Raw genomic sequence first — 24,306 nt, forward strand, 5'->3', positions numbered from 1 at the left:
CTTCTCCAACCTTCAATAGACGGGCGGCGAAACCACCCAGATGACTACCGCCGGCTCCGCTCCAGGATTGCGCCAGCGGAACGGCTTGCCGTCGAAGCGAAAGGAGTCACCCTCACCAAGCCGGTGCCAGACGCCTGATATCTCGATGTCGAAGCTGCCGGAAGCGACATACCCGGCTTCCTCCGTCGGCCGGCGAGCCTCAGTCTTCAGTTCAGCACCCGGCGCGAAGACCGAACGCAGCATCTCAAAGCTACCGCCGAGATCGGGCGACAGAAGCTCCTCCACCAGGCCGGAATCGCTTGTACCAAGCGTGCGGCGGCTGCCGGCGCGCACGACCACGCCGCGCTCGTTCTCGACGGGCACGTCGTGGCTGAAGAACAGGCTGACCGGCACGCCGAACAATTCCGCGAAGGCTCTGAGATCACTGAGCGATGGGATCGACAGACCGCGCTCGACCTGACTGACCCAGCCGACGGAGCGGCCGAGCTTCAGGCCAATCTCGGCAAGCGTCAGCCCGCGCGCCCGGCGCAGCGCCCTGATATCGCCGGCCAGCAGCCGTTCGCGGTTTTCCTGCTCCGATCTGACGGCGGTTGAGGGCAAAGCCATTTCTCTTGGTGAAATCTCTCTGGGTGAAAAATTCCCCTTGGTGAAAAATTGGGGGCAAATTTCATAAGGGGTCAGGTTTGTGAAAAAATCAAGACGATTTTCATGAGGCCACAAGATTTGCTTGCACCGTTTTGGCGGTTCAGGCAAAGGCTCGGCGACGAACGGCGAGTGAGGGCGCCCGGTCGAGGCTTACGACAGAGCGCCATGCGTCAAATTGGACCCGCAATCGTGCTCTCTCATTTTCTGGACGGCGCATGATCCTTTCCGGAATCGATTCCGGTCTCCGGGTCACGCGCAAAGGGACGCCCATGCTGGAAAACAGGACTACAATTACAGATGATGCGGCGATCGTAGACGAGGCGATCACGTCGCGCCGTTCGGTGCGCGCCTTCCTGCCCGACATGGTCGACGACGAGACGATCCGCGCCATTCTCGCCGTTGCCGCGCGTGCACCTTCGGGCACCAACATGCAGCCTTGGCGGGTCTACGTCACCAAGGGCGAGGTCAAGCAGCGGATCACCGATGCTATCCTCAACTCCGGCATCCGCGCCGAAAAGGCTGAGTGGGACGAGTATCGTTACTATCCCGACCAGTTCTTCGAACCGTATCTCACGCGGCGGCGGGCCAACGGCTTCGGCCTCTACAGCGTGCTCGGCATCGGCCGACGCGAAGTGGACAGGATGCGCGCGCAGCACGACCGCAACTTTGTCTTCTTCGATGCGCCGATCGGCATCATCTTCACCGTCGACCGGCGGCTGAACAAGGGCTCGTGGATCGACTACGGCATGTTCCTGCAGAACATCATGGTGGCGGCACGGGGCAGGGGCCTGCACACCTGCCCGCAAGCCGCCTTTGCCCCTTATCACAAGCAGATCAGGCCGGTGCTCAACATTCCCGACGAGGAGATCGTCGTCTGCGGCATGGCGCTCGGCCATGAGGACACGTCCAAGCCCGAAAACGAGTTCCGCACTGACCGCGCGCCGCTGGAAGAGTGGGTGACGTTCGCCACGTGAGGTGACGATACGCCGTCTCGGTCTATTGTACCTCGTAGCCGACTTCCTCGCTGGCATGGCAGAGCGCCTTCCAGAACGAGCGCGCAAACGAGCGGAATACATAGATGTCGAACTGGTCGGCGCCGGTGCGCTGGATCTGGGCGAAGACGTCATGATGCATGGTCGAGCGGCCGGCACCGACCGGGAAGGCCGGCAGCGCGAAGTCGATGGCGAAGAATTTCGCCAGCACCCATTCGGCCTTCGGTCCGGCGATGCGGATCGCGGTGCGGCCATGCGACAGGTCGGTCATCGTGCCGATCGCCGGGGTGACGACATTGGCAAAGGCCGATGCCAGGCCTTCGGCCTCATCGACCACAGTGAATTTTCCCGGCGCAAAGCCGAACACCGACCTCACGCCGTCGGTGCTGCCGGCGCCGGCGCCATCGGGCAGAGCGAGGCCGGTAACAGTGCGGATACCTGATATCAACTCCTTCTCCTGGCCCGGCCAGGCAGCGAGCTGCAGGATCGTCCCCGGCCTGGTTTCGGAGAGGATGACATCGACGCCGTGTTCGAAATCGCCGTGCGAGCCGGTGCGCAGTTCCGGCTCAAGCGGTGCCAACTCAATCGGTGATTGGCGCTCAACCATGCATGCGGCTCCCGTCCGGATCAAAGAAGTGGTTGGAGACGATCTCGACCGGGCCGAACCGGTTGCGCAGGGGATCGGAGATATGGGCGCGCGTGCCGCGCCGTGCCTTGCCGTCCTTGACCAAAGCGAGCGCGATGTACTTGCCGAGCGCCGGCGAATAACAGCAAGCTGTGATGTGGCCGATGGAATCGTGCGGATTGGCTTCGTCAAGCGCCTCGACGATGTGCGCGCCGCCGTTGAGCGGCTGGTTGTCCAGCGAAACCAGGCCGACGAGTTCCAGACGGCCGGGCGCGATCAGGCCCTCGCGATCCATCATCGCCGAGCCGATGAAGGGCTTCTTCTTGGACAGCATCCAGTCGAGATGCAGGTCGCGTGCCGTGGTGCGGCCGTCGATCTCGGCGCCGGTGACGTGGCCTTTCTCGATGCGCATCGTGCCGAGCGCCTCAAGCCCGTAAGTCACCAGTCCGAACGGCTTGCCGGCTTCGATCAACGCTTCCCAGACATGGGTGCCGTAGCCGGCGCCGGAGTAAACTTCGAACGCCATTTCGCCGGAGAAGGAAAGCCGGCAGATCATCACCGGCACACCCGATATCTTGCCGTGCACGATGCCCATGAAAGGCAGTGCGGCATTGTCGACGGCAGTGCCGGTGACGCAAGCAGCAAGAATGGCTCGCGCCTTTGGCCCGCCGATCGCCGCACCCGCCCATTCGTCGGTCACCGAGGTGACGTGGACCTTCAGCTCCGGCCAGATGACGTCAAGGAAATACTCCAGATGCTGCATCACCTTGCCGGCATTGGCCGTGGTGGTGGTCATCAGGAAGTCCTGTTCGCCGATCCGCCATGTCGTACCGTCGTCGAAGGCGAGGCCGTCCTCGCGCAGCATCAGCCCGTAGCGGGCCTTGCCGACGGCCAGCGTCGAGAACATGTTGGTGTAGATCCGGTCGAGGAATTCCGCGGCGTCCGGGCCTTGCACGGCGATCTTGCCCAGTGTCGAGACGTCGACGATGCCGGCGCTCTCTCGCGTCGCCCTGGCTTCGCGCACATAGGCCTGCTCGATCGTCTCGCCTGAAAGCCCGTAGATCATCGGGCGATACCAGAGGCCGGCCGAATACATGGTTGCGCCATTGGCGACGTGCCAGTCATGCATCGGCGTCAGCCGCTCGGGCCTCAGGTCGCCGAACCGTTCGGCGGCCAGCGAGCCGATCGACACGGCCGAAAAGGGCGGACGAAAACGGGTCGTACCGACTTCGGGAATCGGCTTGCCCAACGCTTCGGCCATGATGGCTAGGCCGGGTATGTTGGAGCTCTTGCCCTGGTCGGTCGCCATGCCGAGCGTGGTGTAACGCTTCAGATGCTCGACCGAGATGAAGCCTTCGCGATGCGCAAGCCGCACATCCTCCGCGGTCACATCGTGCTGGAAATCGACGAAGCTTTTTCCATCGGCCCTGATCTCGAACACCGGCGCCGGATCGGGATCGCCAGGTACGGCTTCGACGACCGGCAAGGCCGCTGGCGTACCCGTTCCACCCGCCGCGGATAGGCCGGCGGCGCGGCCTTCGGCGATTGCCTCGGCGGTGGAAAAGCTGCCGGTGAAGGCGCCGGCGCCAATCCACTGCTGTGTTGGCTTCGGTGGCAGGAAGGCCTGTCGGGCGGCATTCCATTCCGCCTTGGCGCCGGCCTGGCTGGCCAGATGGATGGTCGGCGACCAGCCGCCCGACATCAGCAGGCAGTCGGCTTGAATGCTGCGCGCCTCGCCGGCAAGCGCGCCGTTGACCATGTCGAAGCGCTGCACCTTGATGCCGGACAGCGCCTTGCCGCCTTCGGTGGCGACCACGGCGTGACCGGAAAGGATTTTGGCTTCCGCTTCATCGGCGAGCTCGCGCATCTCGCTCGAAAGCTCCGGCCGCACGTCGACGATGGCGACAATCGCCGCACCGGCCTTCTTCAGCGCCAGGGCGGAGCGATAGGCGCTGTCATTGTTGGTGAAGAGCGCGATCCTGTGGCCCGGCAGCACGCCGTACTCGTTGGCATAGCGCTCGGCGGCTTGGGCCAGCATCACGCCTGGCCGGTCGTTGCCCGGAAACACCAGCGGCCGCTCGAAGGAGCCGGTGGCCAGGACCACCGACTTGGCGCGAATGATCCAGTAGCGATGGCGCGGTTCGCCCTTGCCGGGCCTCTCCTTGTGGTCGGTAACCCGTTCGAGCGCGGCGAGCACGTTGCCGTCGTAATAGCCCCAGACCGTGGTGCGCGGCAGCAGGCGGACATTGTCATAGGCTTCGAGCTGGCCGGCGGCTCGCGCTGCCCAGTCCGCCCCGGGCATCCCGTCGATCGTCTCGCCCGACCAGTTGGCCGAACCGCCGAAACGCGGTTCGAGCTCGCTGAGGATGACGCGCGCGCCCTGATCGGCGGCTGCCCTGGCGGCCATCAGTCCGGCCGGACCGGAACCGACCACCAGCACATCGCAGAAGGCGTTCATGCGCTCATAACGTGCCGTGTCGGCAGCGGTCCCGGCGCGGCCGAGACCGGCGGCGCGACGGATGAAATGCTCGCAGAACATCCAGAAACGCGTGCTCTTCAGCGGGCCGATCGCGGGTCCCATGAAGGTCTTGTAATAGAAGCCGGCGGACAGAAGCCTGCCGCCGAGCTGGTTGGCGGCGCTGACATCCCAGGCCAGCGATGGAAAGCGGTTCTGGCTGACAGCGGTCAGCCCGTCATAGATCTCGACCATGGTCGCGGCGATGTTGGGCTCGCGAACCTCGTCCCGCAATACCGTCACCAGGGCGTTCGGCTCCTCGACGCCTGATGTCAGCACGCCGCGCGGGCGGTGATATTTGAACGAGCGCCCGAACACGGTGACACCGTTGGCCAGCAGCGCTGAGGCAAGCGTGTCGCCGGCATGACCGGTGTAGGGCGCGCCGTCGAAGGTGAACCGGATGGTTCGCAGCCGGTCGATCCGGCCACCGGATTCGGTGCGGCGCGGGCTCATGACTTGCCCTCCGTCTTGTGCCGCGTAACGGATTTGTGGTCGCCGCGCGCGAAGGCGACGCTGGAGATCTCGTGTGTCAGCGTGTTGCGAACGACCCTGAGATGGGCGCGGCAGCCGCCGGAATGCTGCCAGATCTCGTTGTGGTTACCCGCCGGATTCAACCGGTCGTAGACATAGGCGTTCCAGGCATCGAGGTCCTGCGAGGCGGGTTGAGGGCGCTCACGGTTGCCGTCGCCCTGATAGGTGAACTCGATGACGTCGCGCGGGCCGCAATAGGGGCAGGTAATCAGCATGCGATTGTATCTTCTCGTTTGACCATGGTCTTGGCCGAAAACCGGTTTCCACTTTTTGTTATGCTGACCTACGGTTCGGGATCATGGTCTAATGCAGCCGCGGCGTCGGGCCCTGGCCCTTGTCGTCGATCACCAGGCCGCGATGGAAGCGATCCAACGTGAAAGGCGCATTGATGTCGTGCGGTTCATCCTTGGCGATGGTCCAGGCAAAGCACCAGCCGGAGGCCGGCGTCGCCTTGAAGCCGCCATAGCACCAGCCGCAGTTGAGATACATGCCCGGCAGCGGGCCGATGGTGATGATCGGCGAGCCGTCCATCGACATGTCGCAGACGCCGCCCCAGGAGCGCAGCATGCGAACGCGGGCGAGAGCCGGAAACAGCGCCAGCATCTCGCTCATCACCTCGTCGACAACAGGCAAACTGCCGCGCTGGGCGTAGCTGTTGTAGCCGTCGAGATCGCCGCCATAGACAAGGCCGCCCTTGTCCGACTGCGACATATAGAAATGGCCCATGCCGAAAGTCAGGACCGTGTTGATGAACGGCTTCAGCGATTCCGTCACGAAGGCCTGCAGCACATGGCTCTCGATCGGCATCGTATCGATGCCGGCGAGCCGCATGACTTGCCCGGTGCTGCCGGCCACCGCGACCGCCACCTTCCTGGCGCGGATCTCTCCGCGCGACGTCGAGACGCCTGATATGCGGTCGCCGTCGCGCAGGAAGCCGGTGACCTCGCAATTCTCGATGATGTCGACGCCGCGACGGTCGGCGCCGCGCGCATAGCCCCAGGCGACGGCATCGTGGCGGGCGGTGCCGGCGCGCCGCTGCATCAGGCCGCCGACGATTGGGAAGCGCGCCGTGGCGGAGACGTCCAGCGCCGGCACCAGGCGTGCGATCTCGGCCGTGGTCATCAGTTCGGCGTCGACGCCGAGATGGCGCATGGCGTTGCCGCGGCGGGCAAAATCGTCGAGCTGGGCAGGCGTGTGCGCGAGGTTGAGGCAGCCGCGCTGCGAGAACATGACGTTGTAGTTGAGGTCGTGCGAGAGGTTCTCCCACAGCTTCATCGAATGTTCGTAGAAGCGCGTGTTGGCCGGCAGCAGATAGTTGGAGCGCACGGCCGTCGTGTTGCGGCCGACATTGCCGGAGCCGAGCCAGCCCTTTTCCAGCACCGCGACATTGGTGATGCCGTGCTCCTTGGCCAGATAATAGGCGGTCGACAGGCCATGGCCGCCGCCGCCGATGACGATCACGTCATAGGACGCCTTCGGGTCCGGCTTGCGCCAGGCCGGTTTCCAGTCCTTGTTGCCGGTCAGCGCGTTTTTGAGAAGCGAGAAGGCCGAATATTCCGCCATTCTTTTTGTTATCCGTTCTGGCTTTTTGTCATCCGTTTTGGGCGATGCGGCACACTATAGAGCAGGCCGCTGCCGCAAAGCCAATATTGCGCCATCGCTTTTCGACTGGCCGACGCCGAGATCGACGAGCAGAGCGGGACGGCTTGCTCCCTGGTATGAGCGTCTTTATCAAGGACGAGCTTTAGAACACCTTGCCGCCTGTGAGTCGCCAACCGATCATGCTTTTCCGACTGCTCCGCTTCGTTCTGGTCCTGGCGATCGTCGCCTCGGCGCCGCTGTCGCTTGATGCGGCGGCGCAGGGGCTTGACCAGGCTGTCTCCGGAGTAGTCGCCGACCAGCAGAAAATCCTGCAGGACCTGACGACGAGGACCGACAATCTCGAAAAGAAAATCCAGGAGGACGGTGACGACGACGCCAGTCTTGTCGATATCCGCCTGCAGCTCGAGGAAATGTCGCGAGGTGCGCTGAACAGCGCGCTTGCCTTCCGCCCGCGCCTTTCGGAGATCAACGCGAGGCTCGATCAGATCGGGGCGCCTCCGGCCGCGGGCCAGCCGCCCGAACCCGACATCGTGACCAGCGAACGCCAGGCGCTGGCGTCCGAAAAGGCCGAGATCAATGCTGTCATCGCCGCGGCGCAAAACCTGTCGATCCGCATCAGCGGCCTCATCGCCAAGATCGCCAATATGCGCAGCGAGCTGTTTCGCAATCTGCTCACCAAGCGCTACGTGCTGTCCGACGCTCTGAGCCCTGAGGTCATTTCCGATGCGAACGGTGAATTTACCGGCTTCTACAAGGCGGTGTCATCGTGGCTGACCTTCGCCTTCAAGTTCAAGTTCCAGGCCGTGCTGGCCGCGACCTTGACGGCACTTTCCCTGGCGGCGGTACTTTTTGTCGGTGGGCGGCGCCTGTTCGGGCGTGTCTTCGAAGCTGACCCTTCCGTCGAAGATCCCTCCTATCTCAGCCGGCTGTCGGTGGCGTTCTGGTCGACATTGCTGCCGACGCTGGCGGTTGGCGTCTTTCTGGTCTCGACGGTGTTCTTTTTCAACTACTACAACGTGTTGCGCGGCGACATTGGCGTTTTCCTGAATGCGCTGGTTTCGGTCATCGCGGTGGTGTTCTGCGTCAACCGGCTGACCAATGCGGCGCTGGAACCGCGGCTGCCGAACTGGCGGCTGATACCCGTTGAATCGGGTCCGGCCCGCTGGCTGGTGCGGCTGACGACCGCCATGGCGGTGGTGATCGGCGTCAACAATTTCCTGTCGGTCGTCAACGACAAGATGGGCTCGCCGCTGTCGCTGACCATCGCCAGAAGTTTTGTCGGCACCATTATCGTCGGCGTCATCCTGATCCTGATGGGGCTGCTGAAACCGTTCAAGGCCGCCGACGGAAGCTGGCGTCCCTGGCCGGCGTGGCTGCGCTACACCGCTGTCGCGCTCGGCCTTTTCACCATTGCCACGGCGCTGCTCGGCTATATCGGCCTTGCCATTTTCGTCTCGCTGCAGGTCGTGGTCACCGGAACCATTCTGGTCACCGCCTATATCGGCTTCCTGTCGGCGCGGGCGATCAGCGAGGAAGGCGGCTTTGCCAACACGTCGATCGGGCGCTGGCTATCGACCAATTCCAGTTACGAGGAGTCCGCGCTCGACCAGCTCGGCCTGGTCGTCAGCGTCGCCATCAACCTGATGATCGTGCTGGTGTTCCTGCCGCTGATCCTGTTGATGTGGGGCTTCCAGCCCGGCGACATCGAGGCCTGGGCCTACAAGCTGGCGACGGGCCTCACCATCGGCTCGGTGACGATCTCGGTGACCGGCATCCTGACCGGCATCGTTGTCTTCATCATCGGCTATTTCCTGACGCGCTGGTTCCAGGGCTGGCTCGACGGCTCGGTGATGGCGCGCGGCAAAGTCGATACCGGCGTGCGAAACTCGATCCGGCTGGCGGTCGGCTATGCGGGCGTGGCGCTCGCAGCGCTCGTCGGCGTCTCGGCGGCGGGCATCGATCTCTCCAACCTGGCGCTTGTCGCGGGCGCCCTGTCGCTCGGTATCGGCTTTGGCCTGCAAAATGTCGTCTCCAACTTCGTCTCCGGTCTGATCCTTTTGGCCGAGCGGCCGTTCAAGGTCGGCGACTGGATCGTCGCCGGTGAGATCAGCGGCACGGTCAAGAAGATCAGCGTGCGCGCTACCGAGATCGAGACGTTCCAGCGCCAGTCGGTGATCCTGCCCAATTCAAACCTGATCAACAATGCCGTCGGCAACTGGACGCACCGCAACAAGCTCGGGCGCATCGACATCAAGGTCGGCGTCGCCTACGGCAGCGACGTCAAGCAGGCCCATGCTGTCCTGTTGGAGATTGCGCGGGGCCATCCGCTGGTGCTGAAAAATCCAGAACCCTTCGTGCTGTTCACCAATTTTGGGCCGGCCGCTCTCGAATTCGAAATCCGTGTGTTCCTGGCCGACGTGATGAACGGCAACATCGTGCAGAACGACATCCGGTTTGCCGTCCTCGATGAGTTCGCCGACCAGCATATCGAAATTCCATCGGCGCCGCGCGCCGTCGTCGAGACCAAGAAGCATGAGGCGTGGCCGATCGATGACGATCAGATCGAGGCCGAATTCGCCGAGCAGGAACGCGCGGCGGCTGAAGCTGTGGCCGAGACGAAACGCCTGGCTAGATCCGGGCGCAAGGTCCGCAAGCCGGACCCCGATTAGGGTACATTGATATTCAGGTGATGCCGGCCTGCGAACGGCTGATACCTGCGCTTCCGCTACTCACGGACCCAAATGTCCGCTCCGTTCCGGTTCTCGGAACCCACCCGTCTGGTCGCTTCGCGCCCGTGTTCGACTCCGGCTCGGCCTGACCTAAACCTCAACATACCCTCAAGTCAGGCTTTCGACACAGCGAAAGCAATTGCGGCATGAATGCGGCATTCAGTTGCCGTTCAGCTGGCATCTCATATAAGCTCACATGCAAAGGGCGAGAATGCCTTGCGAAATGCAACAGAGGCGGTGGAAACACCGATATTGCAAATGTGGAAGTCTCTCGTCGCCGCCATTGCTTTTCTTGCCGTGGGCGGTTCAGCCTTCGCCGCCAGCGCGACCAACAAGGACGCCGAGACCCGCACACTCGTCGTGACCGAAGGCGGTGGCAAGACGGAGCTGGCGCTGGCCGCCGGCGAAACCGCGGAATTCTGCCCGACCGGCTGTTTCGTTACCATGCCGAATGGCGACCTCGAGGCGCTGACCGGTTCGGAAACGATCGAAATCTCAGGCGGCGTCGCCCGTATCAAGTAACCGCGTCAAAAAAACATTGACGACTTGTTTTTCGAAGGCCGGGCAACTGCCCGGCCTTTTATGGTTTCGGATCATCGAAACTTAACGATTCCCGCTCCGCCGGCGCCCTGTTTACGGCATTGGTGCTCGGGGTGCTGGCCCACGACACCCGCATCTACTTTCCCAATCTGATCCCGCCGTTCCTGCTGCTCGCCGGTCCCTGCAAGGCGCTGTGGGCGAGCATCAAAGGGCATCGCGCCGCAGTGTTGCACGTCGTTCCAAAAAATGGATCATGAGTTGCGCCTCCAGCCTGGCGCGCATCATTTTCCCTTGAAGCAGCTGATCTCAACCACCAGTGCCGCGGCTCCTTTTGGACGCGCAAAGGACGCTGTAGAATTTTTTCTGCGCATGATCCTAGCGAAAATCGGTTCCGATTTTTCGGGGTCATGCGCCGGGGTCGCGCCGCACGTGCAGCGTGTCGCAAACAGGCGGTAGCACGATGGCCGTCGCCTGCATATTGTGCGCCGATCAAGCGGGCGCGGGCGCCCGCAGCAGCACTTTTGGAGTCGCGGGCAATGGCAGGGTTTCCGGAAAAGGCGAAGGTCGTCATCGTCGGGCTGGGCGGCATTGTCGGTGCATCGGTCGCCCACCACCTGATCGAGCGCGGATGGGACGACATCGTCGGCATCGACAAATCGGGCATCCCGACCGATATCGGCTCGACGGCGCACGCCTCCGACTTCTGCTACACGACCAGCCATGATTTCCTGTCCTGCTGGACGACGCTCTACTCCATCGATTTCTACGAAAAGATGGGCCATTACGCCCGCATCGGCGGCCTTGAGGTCGCCCGCGTTGGCGACGACGCCCGCATGGAGGAGATCAAGCGAAAGATCGCCTCGGCAAAGGCTTTCGGCACGCGTGCCCGCCTGATCGAACCGGCCGAGATCAAGCAGAAGTTCCCGCTGATCGAAGAAGAGATGGTGCAGGGCGGCCTGTGGGATCCCGATGCCGGTCTCGTCATCCCGCGCTCGCAAACGGTCGCCGGCAAGCTGGTCGACCAGGCGGAAGCCTCCGGCAAACTCAAATCCTTCGCCAACACGCCGGCCAGGTCGCTTATCGTCGAGAACGGTCGCATCAAGGGCGTGGTGACCGATCGCGGCACCATCGAAGCCGACTATGTGATTGTTTGCGCGGGTATCTGGGGCCGGTTGATCGCGGAAATGGTGGGCGAGGACCTGCCGGTGATGCCGATCGATCATCCGCTTACCTTCTTCGGGCCGTATACCGAGTTCGCCGGCACCGGCAAGGAGATCGGCTGGCCGCTGCTGCGCGACCAGGGCAACTCGGCTTACATGCGCGACACCGGCGATCCCAAGACCGCCGAAGGCGGGCAGATCGAGTGGGGCTATTACGAAGAGACCAGTCCGCGCCTTTGCCATCCGCGCGACCTTCTGGAGAAGGACCAGGCCCGTCTTTCGCCCTCGCAGCGCGACCTCGACATGGAACAGATCCTCGCCCCGCTCGAGCGCGCGATGGAACTGACGCCGATCCTGGGCGAACTGGGCTACAATGAGAGCCATTCCTTCAACGGGCTTCTGCAGGTGACGGCAGACGGCGGCCCCTCCATGGGCGAGAGCCAGAAGGTGCGGGGCCTCTGGTACGCCGTCGCGATCTGGGTCAAGGACGGCCCCGGCATGGGCAAGCTCATCGCCGACTGGATGACGGACGGCCGGACGTCGATCGACCACCACGCCATCGACTACTCGCGTTTCTATCCGCACCAGACGCAAGAGCAGTTCATCTGGGACCGCTGCACCGAAACGGCGATGAAGGTCTACAATCCGGCGGTCCATCCGCGCGAGCCCTTCTCAAAAGGCCGCAATGTGCGCCGCTCGCCCTTTTGGGAGCGCGAGAAGGAACTCGGCGGCTATTTCATGGAGCTCGGCGGCTGGGAGCGCGCCCATGGCTATGCCGCCAACGAGCACCTGCTCGAGAAATACGGCAACCGGGTGCCGGTGCGCGAAAACGAGTGGGACAACCGCCATTTCTGGCGCGTCTCCAATGCCGAGCATCTCGCGATGAGCGAGGATTGCGGCATTGTCAACCTGTCGCACTTCGCGATGTACGATGTGGAAGGCCCGGATCATGTCGCGCTGATGGAATGGCTGTGCGCGGCCAAGATCGGCGGCGACGGCAATATCGGCAAAGGCATCTACACCCATTTCCTCGACGATCACGGCATGGTGCGCGCCGACCTGACGGTCATCCGCATGGCCGACCGCTGCCGGGTCATCGACGGCGCAGATGCCGGCCCGCGCGACTTCCACTACATGCGGCGGACGGCAGAAGACAAAGGGTTCGACGTCACCATCACCGATGTGACCGAGAAGTACGTGACCGTCGGCATCTGGGGCCCAAACGCCCGGGCAACATTGAGCAAGGTCGTGGAAGACCCGGATGGCCTGACGCCGGAGAACTTTGCCTTTGCGGCAATCAAGCCTGTCAGGATCGCCGGAAAGGACGTGACCGCTTTCCGCATCTCCTATGTCGGCGAGCAGGGCTGGGAACTGCATATGCGATACGAAGACGGGCTGGCCGTATGGGACGCGTTGCGTTCGACCGGCGTAATGGCCTTTGGCGTCGAGACCTATGCCAACAGCCGCCGCATGGAGAAGAGCCTGCGCCTGCAGAATGCCGACCTTCTGACCGAGTACAATCTGCTGGAGGCCGATCTTGCCCGCCCGAAGGTGAAGGAGGCTGATTTCAGCGGCAAGGCAAAGCATCTGGAATATCGCGCCCGCGCGCATCAGCCGGCCATGCTTTGCACGCTTGTCATGACGGATAATATCGATTCCAGGGGCGTTGCCCGTCATCCCGTCGGCACGATGCCGGTGATGGACCCGCAAACGGGTGAGACGCTGGTCGACGAACTCGGCCGCCGGTCTTTCACAACCTCGATCGCCTACGGCCCGACCATCGGCAAGAACATTGCGCTCGCCTATCTGCCCTGGGCGTATTGCCAGGAGGGCCGCAAGCTGACTGTCGAATATTTCGGCCAGAAATACCCGGTCGAAGTGGCCGCCGTCGGCTACAGACCGCTCTACGATCCGGAGAACCTCAATCCACGCAGCTAAGCGTTGATTGTCTACCGATCCTCCCACAGGAGGGTGAGGTGCGGACTCGCAAAAATGTGAACGCAAAGACTTAGCTCGGCGCCGGGCTTTTCGCTTTGTGACACGACGATTCTCGCTTACCTTACGGCATGTCTGCTTTTCCCCACGCAAGGCATCTCCTCTCTGTTGCCGCTGCGCTGGTGCTGATGCCTTGGCTGACGCCGGAATCCCGCGCCGCCGAGCCTGTCGACATCGAGCTGGTGCTGGCGGTCGACGTTTCGCTGTCGATGTCGCCGGCCGAACTCGAAATCCAGCGTCGCGGCTATGTCGCGGCGTTGACGCACGACACGGTGCTGCAGGCCATCGCCGATGGTGCCTATGGCAAGATTGCCGTCACCTATGTCGAATGGGCCGGCACGACCTGGCAGCATGTCATCGTGCCGTGGACGGTAATCGCCAATCGTGCCGACGCCGAGCGGGTGGTCGAGCAACTCTCCGCCCATATGCCCAACAGCGCCCGGCGCACCTCGATTTCCGGTGCCTTGCAATTCGGCAGCGATCTCTTCGCCGAAAGCGGCTTTCAAGGCGTCAAGCGCGTCATCGACATTTCGGGCGATGGCCCCAACAATCAAGGTGCTCCCGTCGACATCACCCGTGACGGGCTGGTCAAGCAAGGCATCACCATCAATGGCCTGCCGCTGATGACCCGGAGCGGCTTCACCAGCGTCTACGACGTCAACTATCTCGACCGCTACTACACCGACTGCGTCATCGGTGGGCCCGGCGCGTTCATGATCCCGGTCAATGAGTGGACGCAGTTTCCCGAAGCGATCCGCCGCAAGCTGGTGCTCGAGCTTGCCGGGCCTGACTCACCGCGATGGGCGGCGGAAGAAGCGGCGCATCTGCCGGTCGTGCCGGCGCAAGACAAGCCGGCCACCGACTGCCTGGTCGGCGAGAAAATGTGGCGCGACCGAAGCTGGATGTTCGACAGTCGCTAGAGTATCGGACCCTCTAGACTTGGCGAGCACTCCTCGCCGGGAGGCATGGCGTCTACGCGACCAGCAACTGCTTGCGATCGACGCGCTCCTGCTGCGGCGAGCGCGCATAGAGCTCGCGGTAGCATTTGGAGAAATGCGAGGCGGAGACGAAGCCGCAGGCGACCGCCACTTCGACCACCGGCATCGATGACTGAATCAGCAAGTGCCGGGCCCGGTCGAGGCGGATTTCCAGATAATAGCGGGCAGGGGATCGTCCCATCTCGGTGCGGAACAGGCGCTCGATCTGCCGGCGCGACAGGTCGACGTGATCGGCGATCTCGATCAGCGACAGCGGCTCGGACAGGTTTGCCTCCATCAATTCTATGATGGTCAGCACTTTGGAGTTCTGTACGCCAAGGCGTGCGCGCAGCGGCAGGCGCTGGCGATCGGTCGGGCTGCGTACGCGGTCAGTCAAAACCTGCTCGCAGACCCGGTTGACGAGGTTGTCGTCGAAATCGTCGCCGATCAGCTTCAGCATCATATCGAGCGCCGCGGTGCCGCCGGCGCAGGTATAGATGTTCTGGTCGATCTCGAAGAGGTCGGCAAAGACATTGGCCTTCGGGAACGCCTCGGAAAAGCCCGGCAGGTTTTCCCAATGAATGGCGCAGCGCTTGTTGGACAACAGGCCGGCGGAAGCCAGTATATGCGCGCCAGTGCACAGGCCGCCGATGGCGACGCCGCGGTTGTATTCCTCGCGCAGCCAGGCAAAGGCCGATCTGTTCTGGTAGCGCTCGACATTGATGCCGCTGCAGACGACCGCCATGTTCGGCCGTTCGGGGCCGGACATCTTCTTGCGTTCGTCCTCCAGCGAGGTGTTGACGGCGCATTCGACGCCGTTCGATGCGCGCACCGGCTTGCCGTCGATGCTGGCGAGCCGCCAGCGGTAGGCCTCGTAGCCGAGCATCCGGTTGGCCGAGCGCAACGGATCAAGCGCCGTCGCAAAGGCGATCATGGTGAAATCGGGGACCAGGAAGAATACAAACGATCGCCTGACCGGATGATTTACGACGTTCACAGGGTAGCCCTCACGCTGCAATGGCGCGAACAGGATGTCGCGATCAGCATAGCGACATCAGGAAAAACCTTTCCTGTCAATTGGCTAGGCGGCGACGGAAAGACTTTATTTGCGACACGGGTCGCAAATGGGCAATCGCTATACGTTGACGGTCCCAACATGCCGCCGGATTGAGCAAAATATGCGGCATGTGGTCGGCACATGACAAAAAACGCCGCCTCGGCAAAACCGAAGCGGCGCTGTGATCAACTTCGAAGCAGCAGCAGGGAGCGCCGCTTGCGAGCTTATCAGATCAGGCGACGAAGCCGAGGCGCGCGGCGGCCACGGCGCCGGTCTGGCCAGGCATAGTGTTGGCAAGGCGCTGGCGCTCGAGCGCGGTCGTCAGGTTCATTTCACGGCGAGAAAAAAGGCGGGCAAAAAGCTTCATCATCATCTCCATTCGGTTGCTCAGACGGGTCGCCTTCGCTTGATGGAGTGGGGCAGCTCGTTGGCTGGCGCTGATATAGGCTTACGTGCGGGGAAACTAAATCGCAAAAGCGAAGCACTTGACAGGAAAAGCGACACGGAATGCGACAAGTTTGGGCATTCTGCTCAAGATTTACGATCACTTACAAAGCTTTAGTTCGAAACGTAGGTCGCTATGCAGCCTGTTCATATGCGCCATGCGGCGGTGACATGGCTCCAAAAAACATTTGATTACAAATAAAAAGGCCTGCCGGACATGATCTGCGCGGCAGGCCTTCAGTTTTGAATACACACGATCTATTTTGCTCCACCAGCCCAGGATCCAACGCCATGGCGAGTGCCGGTCTTGGTGTCGGCGGCTTCGGGCCAGCCGATATCCTTCTGCAGTTCGATCGGCAGAGAGCGGATGGCGCGTTCGGTCTGGTAGCGGGCGCGAGCCGCGCTGAATTCGGTCGCGATGCGGCCGATGGATGACAGGATGGACATTTTCATTCTCCTTTACGTTGAGCCGGGAGTTTGCCGGTCGCTCCGCATACGAAGCGCTACTTCAGGTTTGTTTCAGCTTCATTTCGTGTCGATTGCAGATCCGTGTCATGGGCCGTTTCAAGGCACTTTCGATACGTCTGCCTTCGATGGAGTTGACTATCCTCCCAAAGTGATGTTCAATCAAACGAAATGGAATGATGGTTTGCATCAGAAAAATTGAAGGTTGATCCCGATGAACGCCCCACTCAATCATCCGTTGCCGCTGCTCGATCTCGACGTCTTGCGCACCTTCGTGGCAATCGCCGAGACCGGCAGCTTCACCACCGCGGCCAATGCCGTCTTCCGCACGCCGTCGGCCGTTTCCATGCAGATCAAAAAGCTGGAGGACATTCTCGGTCGCTCGGTATTCGCGCGCGACGCGCGCTCGGTGACGCTGACCACGGATGGCGAGATGCTGCTCGGCTACGCTCGTCGGCTGTTGTCTATCAACCGAGAGGTGGTGTCGAAGTTCATCATCCCCGACATCGTCGGGGTGGTGCGGCTCGGCTCGCCGGACGACTATGGCGAGCGCGTGCTGCCGCATGTGCTGAAGCGTTTTGCACAATCGCATCCTTCGATCGCGGTCGACGTCACCATCGACCAGAGCAGCAATCTGCGCCGGCGCATGGACGACCGGGCGCTCGATATCACGCTGCTCACCAATTCCTACAAGACCAGCGCGCTCGGCGCCGAAGTGCTGCTCACCGAACCGATCGTCTGGGCCGGCGCCAAGGGTGGCTGCGCGCATCTGCGCGAACCGCTGCCGGTCTCGTTGTGGGAAGAGGGCTGCGCCTGGCGGGCCGGGGCGCTCGAAGCGCTCGGCCGCGAGGGCCGCAACTATCGCGTCGCCTATATGAGCGCGCACACGGCCGGCCAGCGCGCCGCAATCATGTCCGACCTCGCGGTGGCGCCGCTGCCGAAATCGTTCCTCGGCAGCGACATGGTCGAGCTTTGCCCGAAGGACGGCATGCCCGATATCGGCACCTACAATCTGGCCATGGTCGTGGCGCCGGACGCCAGCGCGCCGGTGAAGGCGGTCGCCGACCATATCCGTGCGACCTTCGAAGTGTTCAGGGAAACCGGGAAATTTTGATTCAGGACCTCAACGGCGCAGCCAGGTTGTGAGCGGTGACGTCGCGATCTGTCCTTTGCAGCGCCAATTCGCCGGCTTTGGCGTGATAGCTCTCGGTTTCGCTGGTTAAAAACGCCACGATGCTGTCTCGCGCGCGACGCGCTTCTGGCATGTCGATCAGCGGCCAGACATGGAACATACCTTGCTCGTGGACGACCTCTATCTCGACACCGACGGCACGGGCCTTTTGCGCGAAGACCAGATTGTCGGGGGTCAGCATATCGCGCGAACCGGTCAGAAGCAGCGTTTTCGGCAACACCGAGAGGTCACCGTAAAGCGGGCTGATGCGCCAGTCGCTGGGATTTATGCCGGCACTGTAGAGCCGGACCGCCTCCAGCCCGCCAGGAATTCCCAGCCACGGATCGTAGCGTTCCGCCTCGAACACTTCGGGGTTGGCAAGCGACAAATCGAGGCCGGGCGAAATCAGCACGTGGCGCGACGGCAAGGGCTGGTCGTCTTCCGCGGCCATCATGGTCAGCACCACGGCCATGTTGCCGCCGGCGGAATCACCCATGAAGACGATGTCTTGCGCTTCCGTTTCGTCGAGCATGTGACGGTAGACTTTGCCGACCATGCCGAACATGGCGTGGAAATCGTGTTCGGGAGCAATGGGGTAGATCGGCACGGTGATGCCGAAGCCCAGCCGATCGGCCATATCGGCGATCAGCCCCCAGTGATAGGACGTGATTTGAAAGACATAGGCACCGCCATGTAGGTAGAGGATACGCTTTCGCTCGCCGGCCTTGGGCGCGATTTCGTAGACGGGAAAGCCGTCAACGCTGCGTGTTGTGATGTCGAAACGCGATCGCAGCGAGGCGGGCGGCTGGTGGTTCTCCGTCTTGCGCGCATAGGCGATCCAGCGCTGTAGGTTTTCCGGGCTGGAAAAGGCTTTCTTGCGGCTATACCTGAGCACGAAGGAAACGACGTGGCTTTTGATACTTGGCATGCGGACACACGGACTTCGGCTGAGCCGACTAAGAGAACCCCTCGCTATCGAAGATCGTGCCTTCGCCCAGAATGTCAAGATTTGCACGGTTTCAACACGGTTGTGTGATTCAGCCATAAGCAAGACCGGCGGTGGTCATTGCCCATGTGCCGCCGCAACGCTCATCGCGGAGGCAGCAGTGCGGCGCGCAGCCGACTGTCGCTTGCTGCCGGAGCCGCATGACGGCTCCGGCGCTTGGCCAGTCGCTTAAATTTGTCAGCGAAGGTCATCAGCGCGCTGAACCGAGAAGCAGGGCCGACAAGGTGGCCTGCGGGTCGTTGCGCGGCGACACGGGCCAGCCGATGTCCCTCTGAATTTCGGGCGGCAGGCTGTTCATGGCCCGGACGGAGCTGTTCCTGTTGTGTGCATGCTTGATGGCCATACCATAGCGGCCGAGGCTTTCGAACATCGACATCTTCATCTCGCTTGGAGTGCTGCGGCGGCTGAAAGTTATTTTCTGCCTGCCGTTCGATGCCGGTTAATTGCGCTGTGCATGTATCTGGTGGATTTCACGGAATACAGCGTCTTGTTTCAGTTTGAGCTGATCCGGAAACATTTGCATGCAAACGAGAATGAGGGCGAAGTGCAGCTTTTAGCAGCGGGATGCTACCCCCGGCCGCGCCGGGCCGCGTGGCCTTCGCGCGAACGCCGCCGCGGGGTGGCGTCGCCGGCAATGCCGTCCTCGCTGACGGTCTTGCGCGGTGGCAGTTTCACCGCCGCCGATAGTTTCGGGAACGGGTCGACCTTGTTCGGCAGCGCCATGGCATAGACGAAATGCTCCTGGAATCTCGGCTCCAGCGCGGTCTCGATCTTCTCGATCCGGCTCACCGTTTCCTCGATCTCGCGGCGATAGCCGCGGTTCAAGAGTGCCATGCGCGCGCCGGCACCGGCGGCGTTGCCGACGGCCGAGACCTTGTCGAGATCGCAGTCGGGGATCAGTCCCAGCACCATTGCGTATTTCGGATCGATGAAGGAGCCAAAGGCGCCGGCGAAGTGGATGCGATCGACATGATCAGTATGCTGCTTTTCCATCAACAGCTTGGTGCCGGCGTAGAGGGCCGCCTTGGCGAGTTGGATGGCGCGCACATCGGTCTGGGTGATGGTGATCCTGGGTTCACCCTCCTTCAGCACGTAGGAGAAGGTGCGGCCATTCGCGGTGACCCGCGGCGAGCGGGCGGAGAGCCCGCCATCGACGACACCGTCCTCGGAGATGATGCCGGCCAGATACATTTCGGCGACCACCTCGATGATGCCGGAGCCGCAGATACCGGTGACGCCGGTTGCCTGCACGCTGTCGAGGAAGCCGGGTTCGTCGGACCACAGTTCCGAGCCGATGACGCGGTATTTCGGCTCCAGCGTGTCGGGATCGATGCGGACGCGCTCGATGGCGCCGGGGGCGGCGCGCTGGCCGCCCGAGATTTCAGCGCCCTCGAAGGCCGGACCGGTGGGCGAGGAGGCCGCCACGACCCGCTGGCGATTGCCGAGCACGATCTCGGCATTGGTGCCGACGTCGACGATCAGCATCATCTCGTCCTGGCGGTGCGGGCCTTCCGACAGTGTCACCGCCGCCGCGTCGGCGCCGACATGGCCGGCGATGCAAGGCAGCATGTAGAGCCTGGCGCCCTGGTTGAGCTTCAGGCCGATATCCGACGCCTTGATGTGCACGGCACCCGAGACGGCCAGCGCGAACGGTGCGCCGCCGAGTTCGGTCGGGTCGATGCCGAGGAACAGATGGTGCATGATCGGATTGCCGACGAAGACGGAATCCAGGATGTCGTTGCGCTGGACGTTGCCTTCCGCGCAAACCTTATCAACGAGACCAGAGATCGCCTCGCGCACCGCGACCGTCATGCCCTCGCGGCCGTCCGGGTTCATCATCACATAGGAAACGCGGCTCATCAGATCCTCGCCGAAGCGGATCTGCGGGTTCGACGTGCCCGACGAGGCGGCGACGCGGCCCGACAGCAGCGACACCAGATGCATGGCGATGGTGGTCGAGCCGATATCGCAGGCAAGCCCGTAAGCCTCGTTCTTGAGGCCGGGCCACAACGAGATGACCCGCGCGATCTCGCTTTCGGCATCCTTATGGATGGCGGCGGTCGCGGTCCAGTTGCCCTTGCGCAAGATGCCTTGCACCTGCGGCAACAGATGGAAATCGAAATCGAGGCTCTTGAGCCCCCAGTCCTTCATCAGCGCGATCTTCAGGCGATCGAGATCGCCTGATGGATTGTGCATGTCGGGCTCTTCGATCTCGACATAGCACATGTGGATTGCCGAATCGCGGGCGATGACCCGGGTGTCGGCGTCCTTGCGGATGGTCTGCGCGTTGATGACCGTGTCCTGCGGCACGTCGACGACGAGATCGCCGAGGATCTGCGCCGAGCAGGACAGGCGGCGCCGTTCGGGGAGGCCGCGCACGCGTTCGTAGCGCTCTTCCTTGGCGCCCTTGGGCGAGATGTGGTCGTTGGAGGAAACGATCTTGTGCTTGGCGAAATTGCCTTCCTGCACCTCGACCTGGCAGCGCCCGCAAGTGGCGCGTCCGCCGCACACGCTCTCGACATAGACGCCGAGCTGGCGTGCGGCATCGAGCACCGGCGTGCCGACCGGAAACCGCCCGCGCTTGCCGGACGGCATGAACAGCACGAGCGGATCGGTAATGTTGGCAGGAGAGTTCACGATTGCGCGCTTATCCTCGGGCCATACGGGCTTCACGGCCGCCGCGCCGGCGGCCGCCATTGCCATTGCCTTCGCCCGGCGCATTGACTTGTGTGGGCGCCGCGATCGCCTGGCCGCCTTCGGCCGGCTTGTAGTCCTTGTAGGTCCTGATCCAGTTGGTGCAGTTCTCGTCGGTGCCGTTCAGCACATTGGCGCCGCGCACCGCCTCCATCTCCTGCGGCCGCACCGGGTTCATGATCGCCGAGGTCATGCCGGCGCCGATCACCATCGGGATGAAGGCGGCATTAATGCCGTGGCGATGCGGCAGGCCGAACGAGATGTTTGACAGGCCGCAGGTGGTGTTGACCTTGAGCTCTTCACGCAGCCGGCGCAGGAGGGCAAAGACCTGGCGGCCGGCGTCGCCGAGCGCGCCGATCGGCATGACCAGCGGGTCGACGACCACGTCATGCGCCGGAATGCCGAAATCGGCGCAGCGCTCGACGATCTTCTTGGCGACGGCGAAACGCACATCCGGATCCATCGAAATGCCTGTCTCGTCATTGGAGATGGCGACAACCGGAACATTGTATTTCTTGACCAGCGGCAGGATGGCTTCGAGCTTCTCTTCCTCGCCGGTGACGGAATTGACCAGCGGCCGGCCCTTGGCGACCTTGAGCGCCGCCTCGATCGCGGCGGTCACCGAACTGTCGATCGACAGCGGCAGGTCGACCAGCCCCTGCACGATCTCCAGCGTCTGCACCAGGAGGCCGGGTTCGGTCTCGTTCGGGTTGACCGAGGTGACGCCTGCATTGACGTCGAGCATGGTCGCGCCGCAGGCGGCCTGTTCCAGTGCGTCCCTGATGACGGTATCGAAATTGCCTGCGATCATCTCAGCCGCGAGCTTCTTTCGCCCGGTTGGATTGATGCGCTCACCGATCACGCAGAAGGGCTGGTCGAAGCCGATAATGATTTCTCGTGTCGCCGAGGCGACGATCGTCCGGGTCATGAAATCTCTCCCTCGTGATATAAAGACTTCTTTATATCGTTTCTGATTTCGATCAAGCGAATGGTGACCGTCCGCGCCATCAATGCGCGGTCTTGACCATGTCGACCTGCGTTTCGGTGATCTCGTCGTGCAATATGTGGTCGAGCCGCTCGGCGACGAGCTGGTCGTCGCGGCGGATTTCGCGTTTCCAGGGCTGGCGGCCCTTCAGCACGCCCGATTCATCGACGATCTCGGCGACATATTCCTCCTGGCGATAGGCCATCACATGGACGCCGGAGACGCCGGGAATTTCCTTCACCTCGTTGATGATGTCGATGCAGAGCTGCTTGCCCTCTTTCTTCTGGTCCTGGGCGCCTTCCAGCCGCTTGACGATCGAGTCGGGGATATGAATGCCCGGCACGTTGGAGCGGATCCATTTGGCGGTCTTGGCCGAGGCCAGCGGCCCGACGCCACACAGGATGAAGCATTTTTCCGTGAAACCGAGATCGCGGACCCGCTGCATGTAGGTGCGGAACATCGGCACGTCGAAGCAGTACTGGCTCTGCACGAACTGCGCGCCGGCGGCGATCTTCTTGCCCAGCCGGTAGGGGCGGAAATCGATCGGCGGCGCGAACGGGTTGATCGCCGCACCGAGAAAAAGCTGGGGCGGCGTCGTCAGCTTGCGGCCGGACAGGAACTTGCCGTTGTCGCGCATGATGCGGCAGGTTTCGAGCAGCGACATGCAGTCAAGATCGAATACCGGCTTAGCGCCTGGCTGGTCGCCGGCCTGCACGCCGTCGCCGGTCAGGCACAGCATGTTGGCGACGCCCATCGCCGCCCCGCCCAGCACGTCGCCCTGGATGGCGATGCGATTCCTGTCGCGGCAGGCGATCTGCATGATCGGGGCATAACCCATGCGGGTCAGCAGCGCACAGATGCCAACCGACGACATGTGGCAGTTGGCGCCCGACGCGTCGACGGCGTTGATGGCGTCGACCCAGCCGTCGAAGATTTTGGCGCGGTTGTAGACGTCTTCCGGATCGGCGCTGTCGGGCGGGTTGAGCTCGGTCGTCACGGCGAACTCGCCGCGCCTCAGGACGCGCTCCAGCCGGCCGCGCGAGGTGTGGCCGGGCAGCGGATCGAGCGGCAGATGGATGCCGGCCGGGTTCTCGTCGGGCTGGCGGCGGATCATACCGGTGCCCCGGTGTTCGGAGCGTTGCGCGCGGCCTCGCGCGCGGCGGCGGCCTGTGCGGTCACCCGCAGCCATGCCGAGGTCTCGCGCAGCGACTGGTCGACCGGCTTCTGCACGTCGAGGATCTTGTCGCCATGCACCATATTTCGCGAACCTTCCCAGGCCTTGACCCAGACGCACGGCATATCAGGCTCGACTTCGCAATTGCCGTTGGCGCGCACACCGCCGCAAGGGCCATTGCGCAATTGCTTGGGGCAATTCATCGGGCACGACATGCCGGTAGAAGAAAGGATGCACTGGCCGCACATGCGGCAGTCGAACATAAAACCCTTGACGCGTTTTTCGACGAATTTGATCGGACCTTCGACGCGGCCGTAACCGATGCCCTTCCATAGCGGATGGAGGAGCAAAAACATGTCGGAGAACCTGGCGTAGAACCATTCGAGCAGTCGCGAGTGGCGGACGGACCACAGCCGGACAGCGAAGGAGCGCTGCACGCGCCGCTGCGGCGACACGTCGGCCGGCTTGTAGTCGGATTTCGGCGCTGCCTTCTTGACCAGAGTGGCCTGGGTAATCGCCGGGGTCGTTTCAGACATCTTCTTTTCCGCCCGCCTTGACCAGAGCGACCAGCCGCTCGCGGTCGTATTTCGCGTCGATGTCCTGAAAGGCTTTTTCGGCCTCGCCTTCAAGATCGTCGCTGACCGGCACGGGGTCGGCCTTGCGCCATTCGGCCAGGTAGTCGTCGGTGCCGCCGGCGCCGGTGCGCATCGCGCACATGTCGATCGCCTCGGTAAAGCGCAGCGGCATTTCGCGTTTGGCGTTCTGCCGGCCTTTCCTGACGATGACCTGGGCGGGGATGTCGCGCCAGTAGACGACGATCAGATCGGCCATGAATTCCTGCTCCCGTAGAGCGCCGTGGTCCAATCGGATGGACAAAGGACGCTCTACCACTTTGACTCAGCTGCATCGTGCTTTCCGGAGATCGATCTTCGGGCCGATGCAGTGGTTCCGAGCATTGCCGGAACCGCTGTTGGGCTGCTTGTTATGGGACGACGCGCG

At 62.7% G+C, this 24,306-nt stretch carries 22 protein-coding genes; 7 read left to right on the forward strand and 15 right to left on the reverse strand.

Features of this window, described 5'->3' with window-relative positions; genetic code table 11:
* Nucleotides 1-12: 12 nt before the first annotated feature.
* Nucleotides 13-606, reverse strand: coding sequence for a helix-turn-helix domain-containing protein (locus tag AC0L3L_RS29905; RefSeq protein WP_084831399.1), 594 nt, complete (start codon nucleotides 604-606; stop codon nucleotides 13-15).
* A 308-nt stretch (nucleotides 607-914) separates the two neighbouring features.
* Between AC0L3L_RS29905 and AC0L3L_RS29910 the strand changes: the two genes are divergently transcribed.
* On the forward strand, nucleotides 915-1,619 hold the full coding sequence (locus tag AC0L3L_RS29910; protein ID WP_473640668.1) for a nitroreductase: 705 nt from the start codon (nucleotides 915-917) through the stop codon (nucleotides 1,617-1,619).
* A gap of 22 nt (nucleotides 1,620-1,641) precedes the next feature.
* Here AC0L3L_RS29910 and AC0L3L_RS29915 read toward each other — a convergent pair whose 3' ends face one another.
* The 4 genes from AC0L3L_RS29915 to AC0L3L_RS29930 form a co-directional block, all read right to left on the reverse strand.
* Entirely contained in the window at nucleotides 1,642-2,244 is a 603-nt protein-coding gene (locus AC0L3L_RS29915; protein ID WP_473486613.1) for a sarcosine oxidase subunit gamma, read from the reverse strand.
* Entirely contained in the window at nucleotides 2,237-5,230 is a 2,994-nt protein-coding gene (locus AC0L3L_RS29920; RefSeq protein ID WP_473640625.1) for a sarcosine oxidase subunit alpha, read from the reverse strand. Before AC0L3L_RS29920 ends, AC0L3L_RS29915 begins: the two co-directional genes overlap by 8 nt.
* Nucleotides 5,227-5,523, reverse strand: a complete 297-nt coding sequence (locus AC0L3L_RS29925) for a sarcosine oxidase subunit delta (RefSeq protein ID WP_473640627.1) — start codon at nucleotides 5,521-5,523, stop codon at nucleotides 5,227-5,229. The genes AC0L3L_RS29920 and AC0L3L_RS29925 overlap by 4 nt, the downstream gene beginning before the upstream one ends.
* Nucleotides 5,524-5,611: 88 nt before the next feature.
* Nucleotides 5,612-6,871 carry a sarcosine oxidase subunit beta gene (locus tag AC0L3L_RS29930; RefSeq protein ID WP_473486610.1) on the reverse strand — a complete coding sequence of 420 codons (1,260 nt, stop codon included), beginning with the start codon at nucleotides 6,869-6,871 and terminating at the stop codon, nucleotides 5,612-5,614.
* 218 nt (nucleotides 6,872-7,089) lie between these two features.
* Here AC0L3L_RS29930 and AC0L3L_RS29935 point away from each other — a divergent pair, with 218 nt between their 5' ends.
* The 5 genes from AC0L3L_RS29935 to AC0L3L_RS29955 all read left to right on the forward strand — a co-directional run bounded on the left by AC0L3L_RS29935 (nucleotide 7,090) and on the right by AC0L3L_RS29955 (nucleotide 14,254).
* Nucleotides 7,090-9,579: a mechanosensitive ion channel domain-containing protein gene (locus tag AC0L3L_RS29935; protein ID WP_473640629.1), complete on the forward strand. Its 2,490-nt coding sequence runs from the start codon at nucleotides 7,090-7,092 to the stop codon at nucleotides 9,577-9,579.
* Between the two features lie 318 nt (nucleotides 9,580-9,897).
* Nucleotides 9,898-10,161 (forward strand): hypothetical protein, encoded by a 264-nt coding sequence (locus tag AC0L3L_RS29940; RefSeq protein WP_023798910.1) that lies wholly within the window; start codon nucleotides 9,898-9,900, stop codon nucleotides 10,159-10,161.
* A 131-nt stretch (nucleotides 10,162-10,292) separates the two neighbouring features.
* On the forward strand, nucleotides 10,293-10,436 hold the full coding sequence (locus AC0L3L_RS29945) for a hypothetical protein (protein ID WP_473640630.1): 144 nt from the start codon (nucleotides 10,293-10,295) through the stop codon (nucleotides 10,434-10,436).
* A gap of 279 nt (nucleotides 10,437-10,715) precedes the next feature.
* Nucleotides 10,716-13,277 carry a GcvT family protein gene (locus AC0L3L_RS29950; RefSeq protein WP_473640632.1) on the forward strand — a complete coding sequence of 854 codons (2,562 nt, stop codon included), beginning with the start codon at nucleotides 10,716-10,718 and terminating at the stop codon, nucleotides 13,275-13,277.
* 128 nt (nucleotides 13,278-13,405) lie between these two features.
* Nucleotides 13,406-14,254, forward strand: coding sequence for a DUF1194 domain-containing protein (locus AC0L3L_RS29955; protein WP_473640634.1), 849 nt, complete (start codon nucleotides 13,406-13,408; stop codon nucleotides 14,252-14,254).
* 52 nt (nucleotides 14,255-14,306) lie between these two features.
* On the opposite strand, the gene AC0L3L_RS29960 is transcribed toward AC0L3L_RS29955, so the two are convergent.
* The 3 genes from AC0L3L_RS29960 to AC0L3L_RS29970 all read right to left on the reverse strand — a co-directional run bounded on the left by AC0L3L_RS29960 (nucleotide 14,307) and on the right by AC0L3L_RS29970 (nucleotide 16,259).
* Nucleotides 14,307-15,308: a GlxA family transcriptional regulator gene (locus AC0L3L_RS29960; RefSeq protein ID WP_473486604.1), complete on the reverse strand. Its 1,002-nt coding sequence runs from the start codon at nucleotides 15,306-15,308 to the stop codon at nucleotides 14,307-14,309.
* Nucleotides 15,309-15,600: 292 nt separating this feature from the next.
* Nucleotides 15,601-15,747, reverse strand: coding sequence for a hypothetical protein (locus AC0L3L_RS29965; protein WP_163602974.1), 147 nt, complete (start codon nucleotides 15,745-15,747; stop codon nucleotides 15,601-15,603).
* A gap of 323 nt (nucleotides 15,748-16,070) precedes the next feature.
* The gene (locus tag AC0L3L_RS29970; protein WP_077383673.1) at nucleotides 16,071-16,259 is read right to left on the reverse strand and encodes a hypothetical protein; all 189 of its coding nucleotides are present in this window, start codon (nucleotides 16,257-16,259) and stop codon (nucleotides 16,071-16,073) included.
* Between the two features lie 232 nt (nucleotides 16,260-16,491).
* On the opposite strand from AC0L3L_RS29970, the gene AC0L3L_RS29975 reads away from it, so the two are divergent.
* Nucleotides 16,492-17,391 carry a LysR substrate-binding domain-containing protein gene (locus AC0L3L_RS29975; protein ID WP_029351948.1) on the forward strand — a complete coding sequence of 300 codons (900 nt, stop codon included), beginning with the start codon at nucleotides 16,492-16,494 and terminating at the stop codon, nucleotides 17,389-17,391.
* Between the two features lies 1 nt (nucleotide 17,392).
* Here the strand turns inward: AC0L3L_RS29975 and AC0L3L_RS29980 are convergent, their stop codons facing one another.
* The 7 genes from AC0L3L_RS29980 to AC0L3L_RS30010 form a co-directional block, all read right to left on the reverse strand.
* Entirely contained in the window at nucleotides 17,393-18,376 is a 984-nt protein-coding gene (locus AC0L3L_RS29980; protein ID WP_473640635.1) for an alpha/beta hydrolase, read from the reverse strand.
* A 268-nt stretch (nucleotides 18,377-18,644) separates the two neighbouring features.
* Nucleotides 18,645-18,830 carry a hypothetical protein gene (locus AC0L3L_RS29985; protein ID WP_473640637.1) on the reverse strand — a complete coding sequence of 62 codons (186 nt, stop codon included), beginning with the start codon at nucleotides 18,828-18,830 and terminating at the stop codon, nucleotides 18,645-18,647.
* Nucleotides 18,831-19,021: 191 nt separating this feature from the next.
* The gene (locus AC0L3L_RS29990; protein ID WP_473640670.1) at nucleotides 19,022-21,151 is read right to left on the reverse strand and encodes an ASKHA domain-containing protein; all 2,130 of its coding nucleotides are present in this window, start codon (nucleotides 21,149-21,151) and stop codon (nucleotides 19,022-19,024) included.
* On the reverse strand, nucleotides 21,102-22,076 hold the full coding sequence (locus AC0L3L_RS29995) for a methyltetrahydrofolate cobalamin methyltransferase (RefSeq protein WP_077383680.1): 975 nt from the start codon (nucleotides 22,074-22,076) through the stop codon (nucleotides 21,102-21,104). The genes AC0L3L_RS29990 and AC0L3L_RS29995 overlap by 50 nt, the downstream gene beginning before the upstream one ends.
* Nucleotides 22,077-22,155: 79 nt before the next feature.
* A complete protein-coding gene (locus AC0L3L_RS30000; protein WP_473640639.1) occupies nucleotides 22,156-23,247 on the reverse strand; it encodes a methylenetetrahydrofolate reductase in 1,092 nt (363 codons plus the stop codon).
* Nucleotides 23,244-23,843, reverse strand: coding sequence for a methylenetetrahydrofolate reductase C-terminal domain-containing protein (locus tag AC0L3L_RS30005; protein ID WP_473640641.1), 600 nt, complete (start codon nucleotides 23,841-23,843; stop codon nucleotides 23,244-23,246). The genes AC0L3L_RS30000 and AC0L3L_RS30005 overlap by 4 nt, the downstream gene beginning before the upstream one ends.
* Nucleotides 23,836-24,138, reverse strand: a complete 303-nt coding sequence (locus AC0L3L_RS30010; RefSeq protein ID WP_473640643.1) for a virulence factor — start codon at nucleotides 24,136-24,138, stop codon at nucleotides 23,836-23,838. Before AC0L3L_RS30010 ends, AC0L3L_RS30005 begins: the two co-directional genes overlap by 8 nt.
* Nucleotides 24,139-24,306: the final 168 nt, after the last annotated feature.

It is taken from the genome of Mesorhizobium sp. WSM4849 (assembly GCF_055811385.1).

Bases quoted from the DNA above. Each gene is read 5' to 3' on its own strand.
- AC0L3L_RS29995 (WP_077383680.1), bottom strand. From the start codon at position 22,076: ATGACCCGGACGATCGTCGCCTCGGCGACACGAGAAATCATTATCGGC.
- AC0L3L_RS29955 (WP_473640634.1), top strand. From the start codon at position 13,406: ATGTCTGCTTTTCCCCACGCAAGGCATCTCCTCTCTGTTGCCGCTGCG.
- AC0L3L_RS29990 (WP_473640670.1), bottom strand. From the start codon at position 21,151: ATGGCGGCCGCCGGCGCGGCGGCCGTGAAGCCCGTATGGCCCGAGGAT.
- AC0L3L_RS30005 (WP_473640641.1), bottom strand. From the start codon at position 23,843: ATGTCTGAAACGACCCCGGCGATTACCCAGGCCACTCTGGTCAAGAAG.
- AC0L3L_RS29975 (WP_029351948.1), top strand. From the start codon at position 16,492: ATGAACGCCCCACTCAATCATCCGTTGCCGCTGCTCGATCTCGACGTC.
- AC0L3L_RS29935 (WP_473640629.1), top strand. From the start codon at position 7,090: ATGCTTTTCCGACTGCTCCGCTTCGTTCTGGTCCTGGCGATCGTCGCC.
- AC0L3L_RS30010 (WP_473640643.1), bottom strand. From the start codon at position 24,138: ATGGCCGATCTGATCGTCGTCTACTGGCGCGACATCCCCGCCCAGGTC.
- AC0L3L_RS29970 (WP_077383673.1), bottom strand. From the start codon at position 16,259: ATGTCCATCCTGTCATCCATCGGCCGCATCGCGACCGAATTCAGCGCG.
- AC0L3L_RS29920 (WP_473640625.1), bottom strand. From the start codon at position 5,230: ATGAGCCCGCGCCGCACCGAATCCGGTGGCCGGATCGACCGGCTGCGA.
- AC0L3L_RS29915 (WP_473486613.1), bottom strand. From the start codon at position 2,244: ATGGTTGAGCGCCAATCACCGATTGAGTTGGCACCGCTTGAGCCGGAA.
- AC0L3L_RS29905 (WP_084831399.1), bottom strand. From the start codon at position 606: ATGGCTTTGCCCTCAACCGCCGTCAGATCGGAGCAGGAAAACCGCGAA.
- AC0L3L_RS29965 (WP_163602974.1), bottom strand. From the start codon at position 15,747: ATGGAGATGATGATGAAGCTTTTTGCCCGCCTTTTTTCTCGCCGTGAA.
- AC0L3L_RS29910 (WP_473640668.1), top strand. From the start codon at position 915: ATGCTGGAAAACAGGACTACAATTACAGATGATGCGGCGATCGTAGAC.
- AC0L3L_RS29925 (WP_473640627.1), bottom strand. From the start codon at position 5,523: ATGCTGATTACCTGCCCCTATTGCGGCCCGCGCGACGTCATCGAGTTC.
- AC0L3L_RS29940 (WP_023798910.1), top strand. From the start codon at position 9,898: ATGTGGAAGTCTCTCGTCGCCGCCATTGCTTTTCTTGCCGTGGGCGGT.
- AC0L3L_RS29980 (WP_473640635.1), bottom strand. From the start codon at position 18,376: ATGCCAAGTATCAAAAGCCACGTCGTTTCCTTCGTGCTCAGGTATAGC.
- AC0L3L_RS30000 (WP_473640639.1), bottom strand. From the start codon at position 23,247: ATGATCCGCCGCCAGCCCGACGAGAACCCGGCCGGCATCCATCTGCCG.
- AC0L3L_RS29985 (WP_473640637.1), bottom strand. From the start codon at position 18,830: ATGTCGATGTTCGAAAGCCTCGGCCGCTATGGTATGGCCATCAAGCAT.
- AC0L3L_RS29950 (WP_473640632.1), top strand. From the start codon at position 10,716: ATGGCAGGGTTTCCGGAAAAGGCGAAGGTCGTCATCGTCGGGCTGGGC.
- AC0L3L_RS29930 (WP_473486610.1), bottom strand. From the start codon at position 6,871: ATGGCGGAATATTCGGCCTTCTCGCTTCTCAAAAACGCGCTGACCGGC.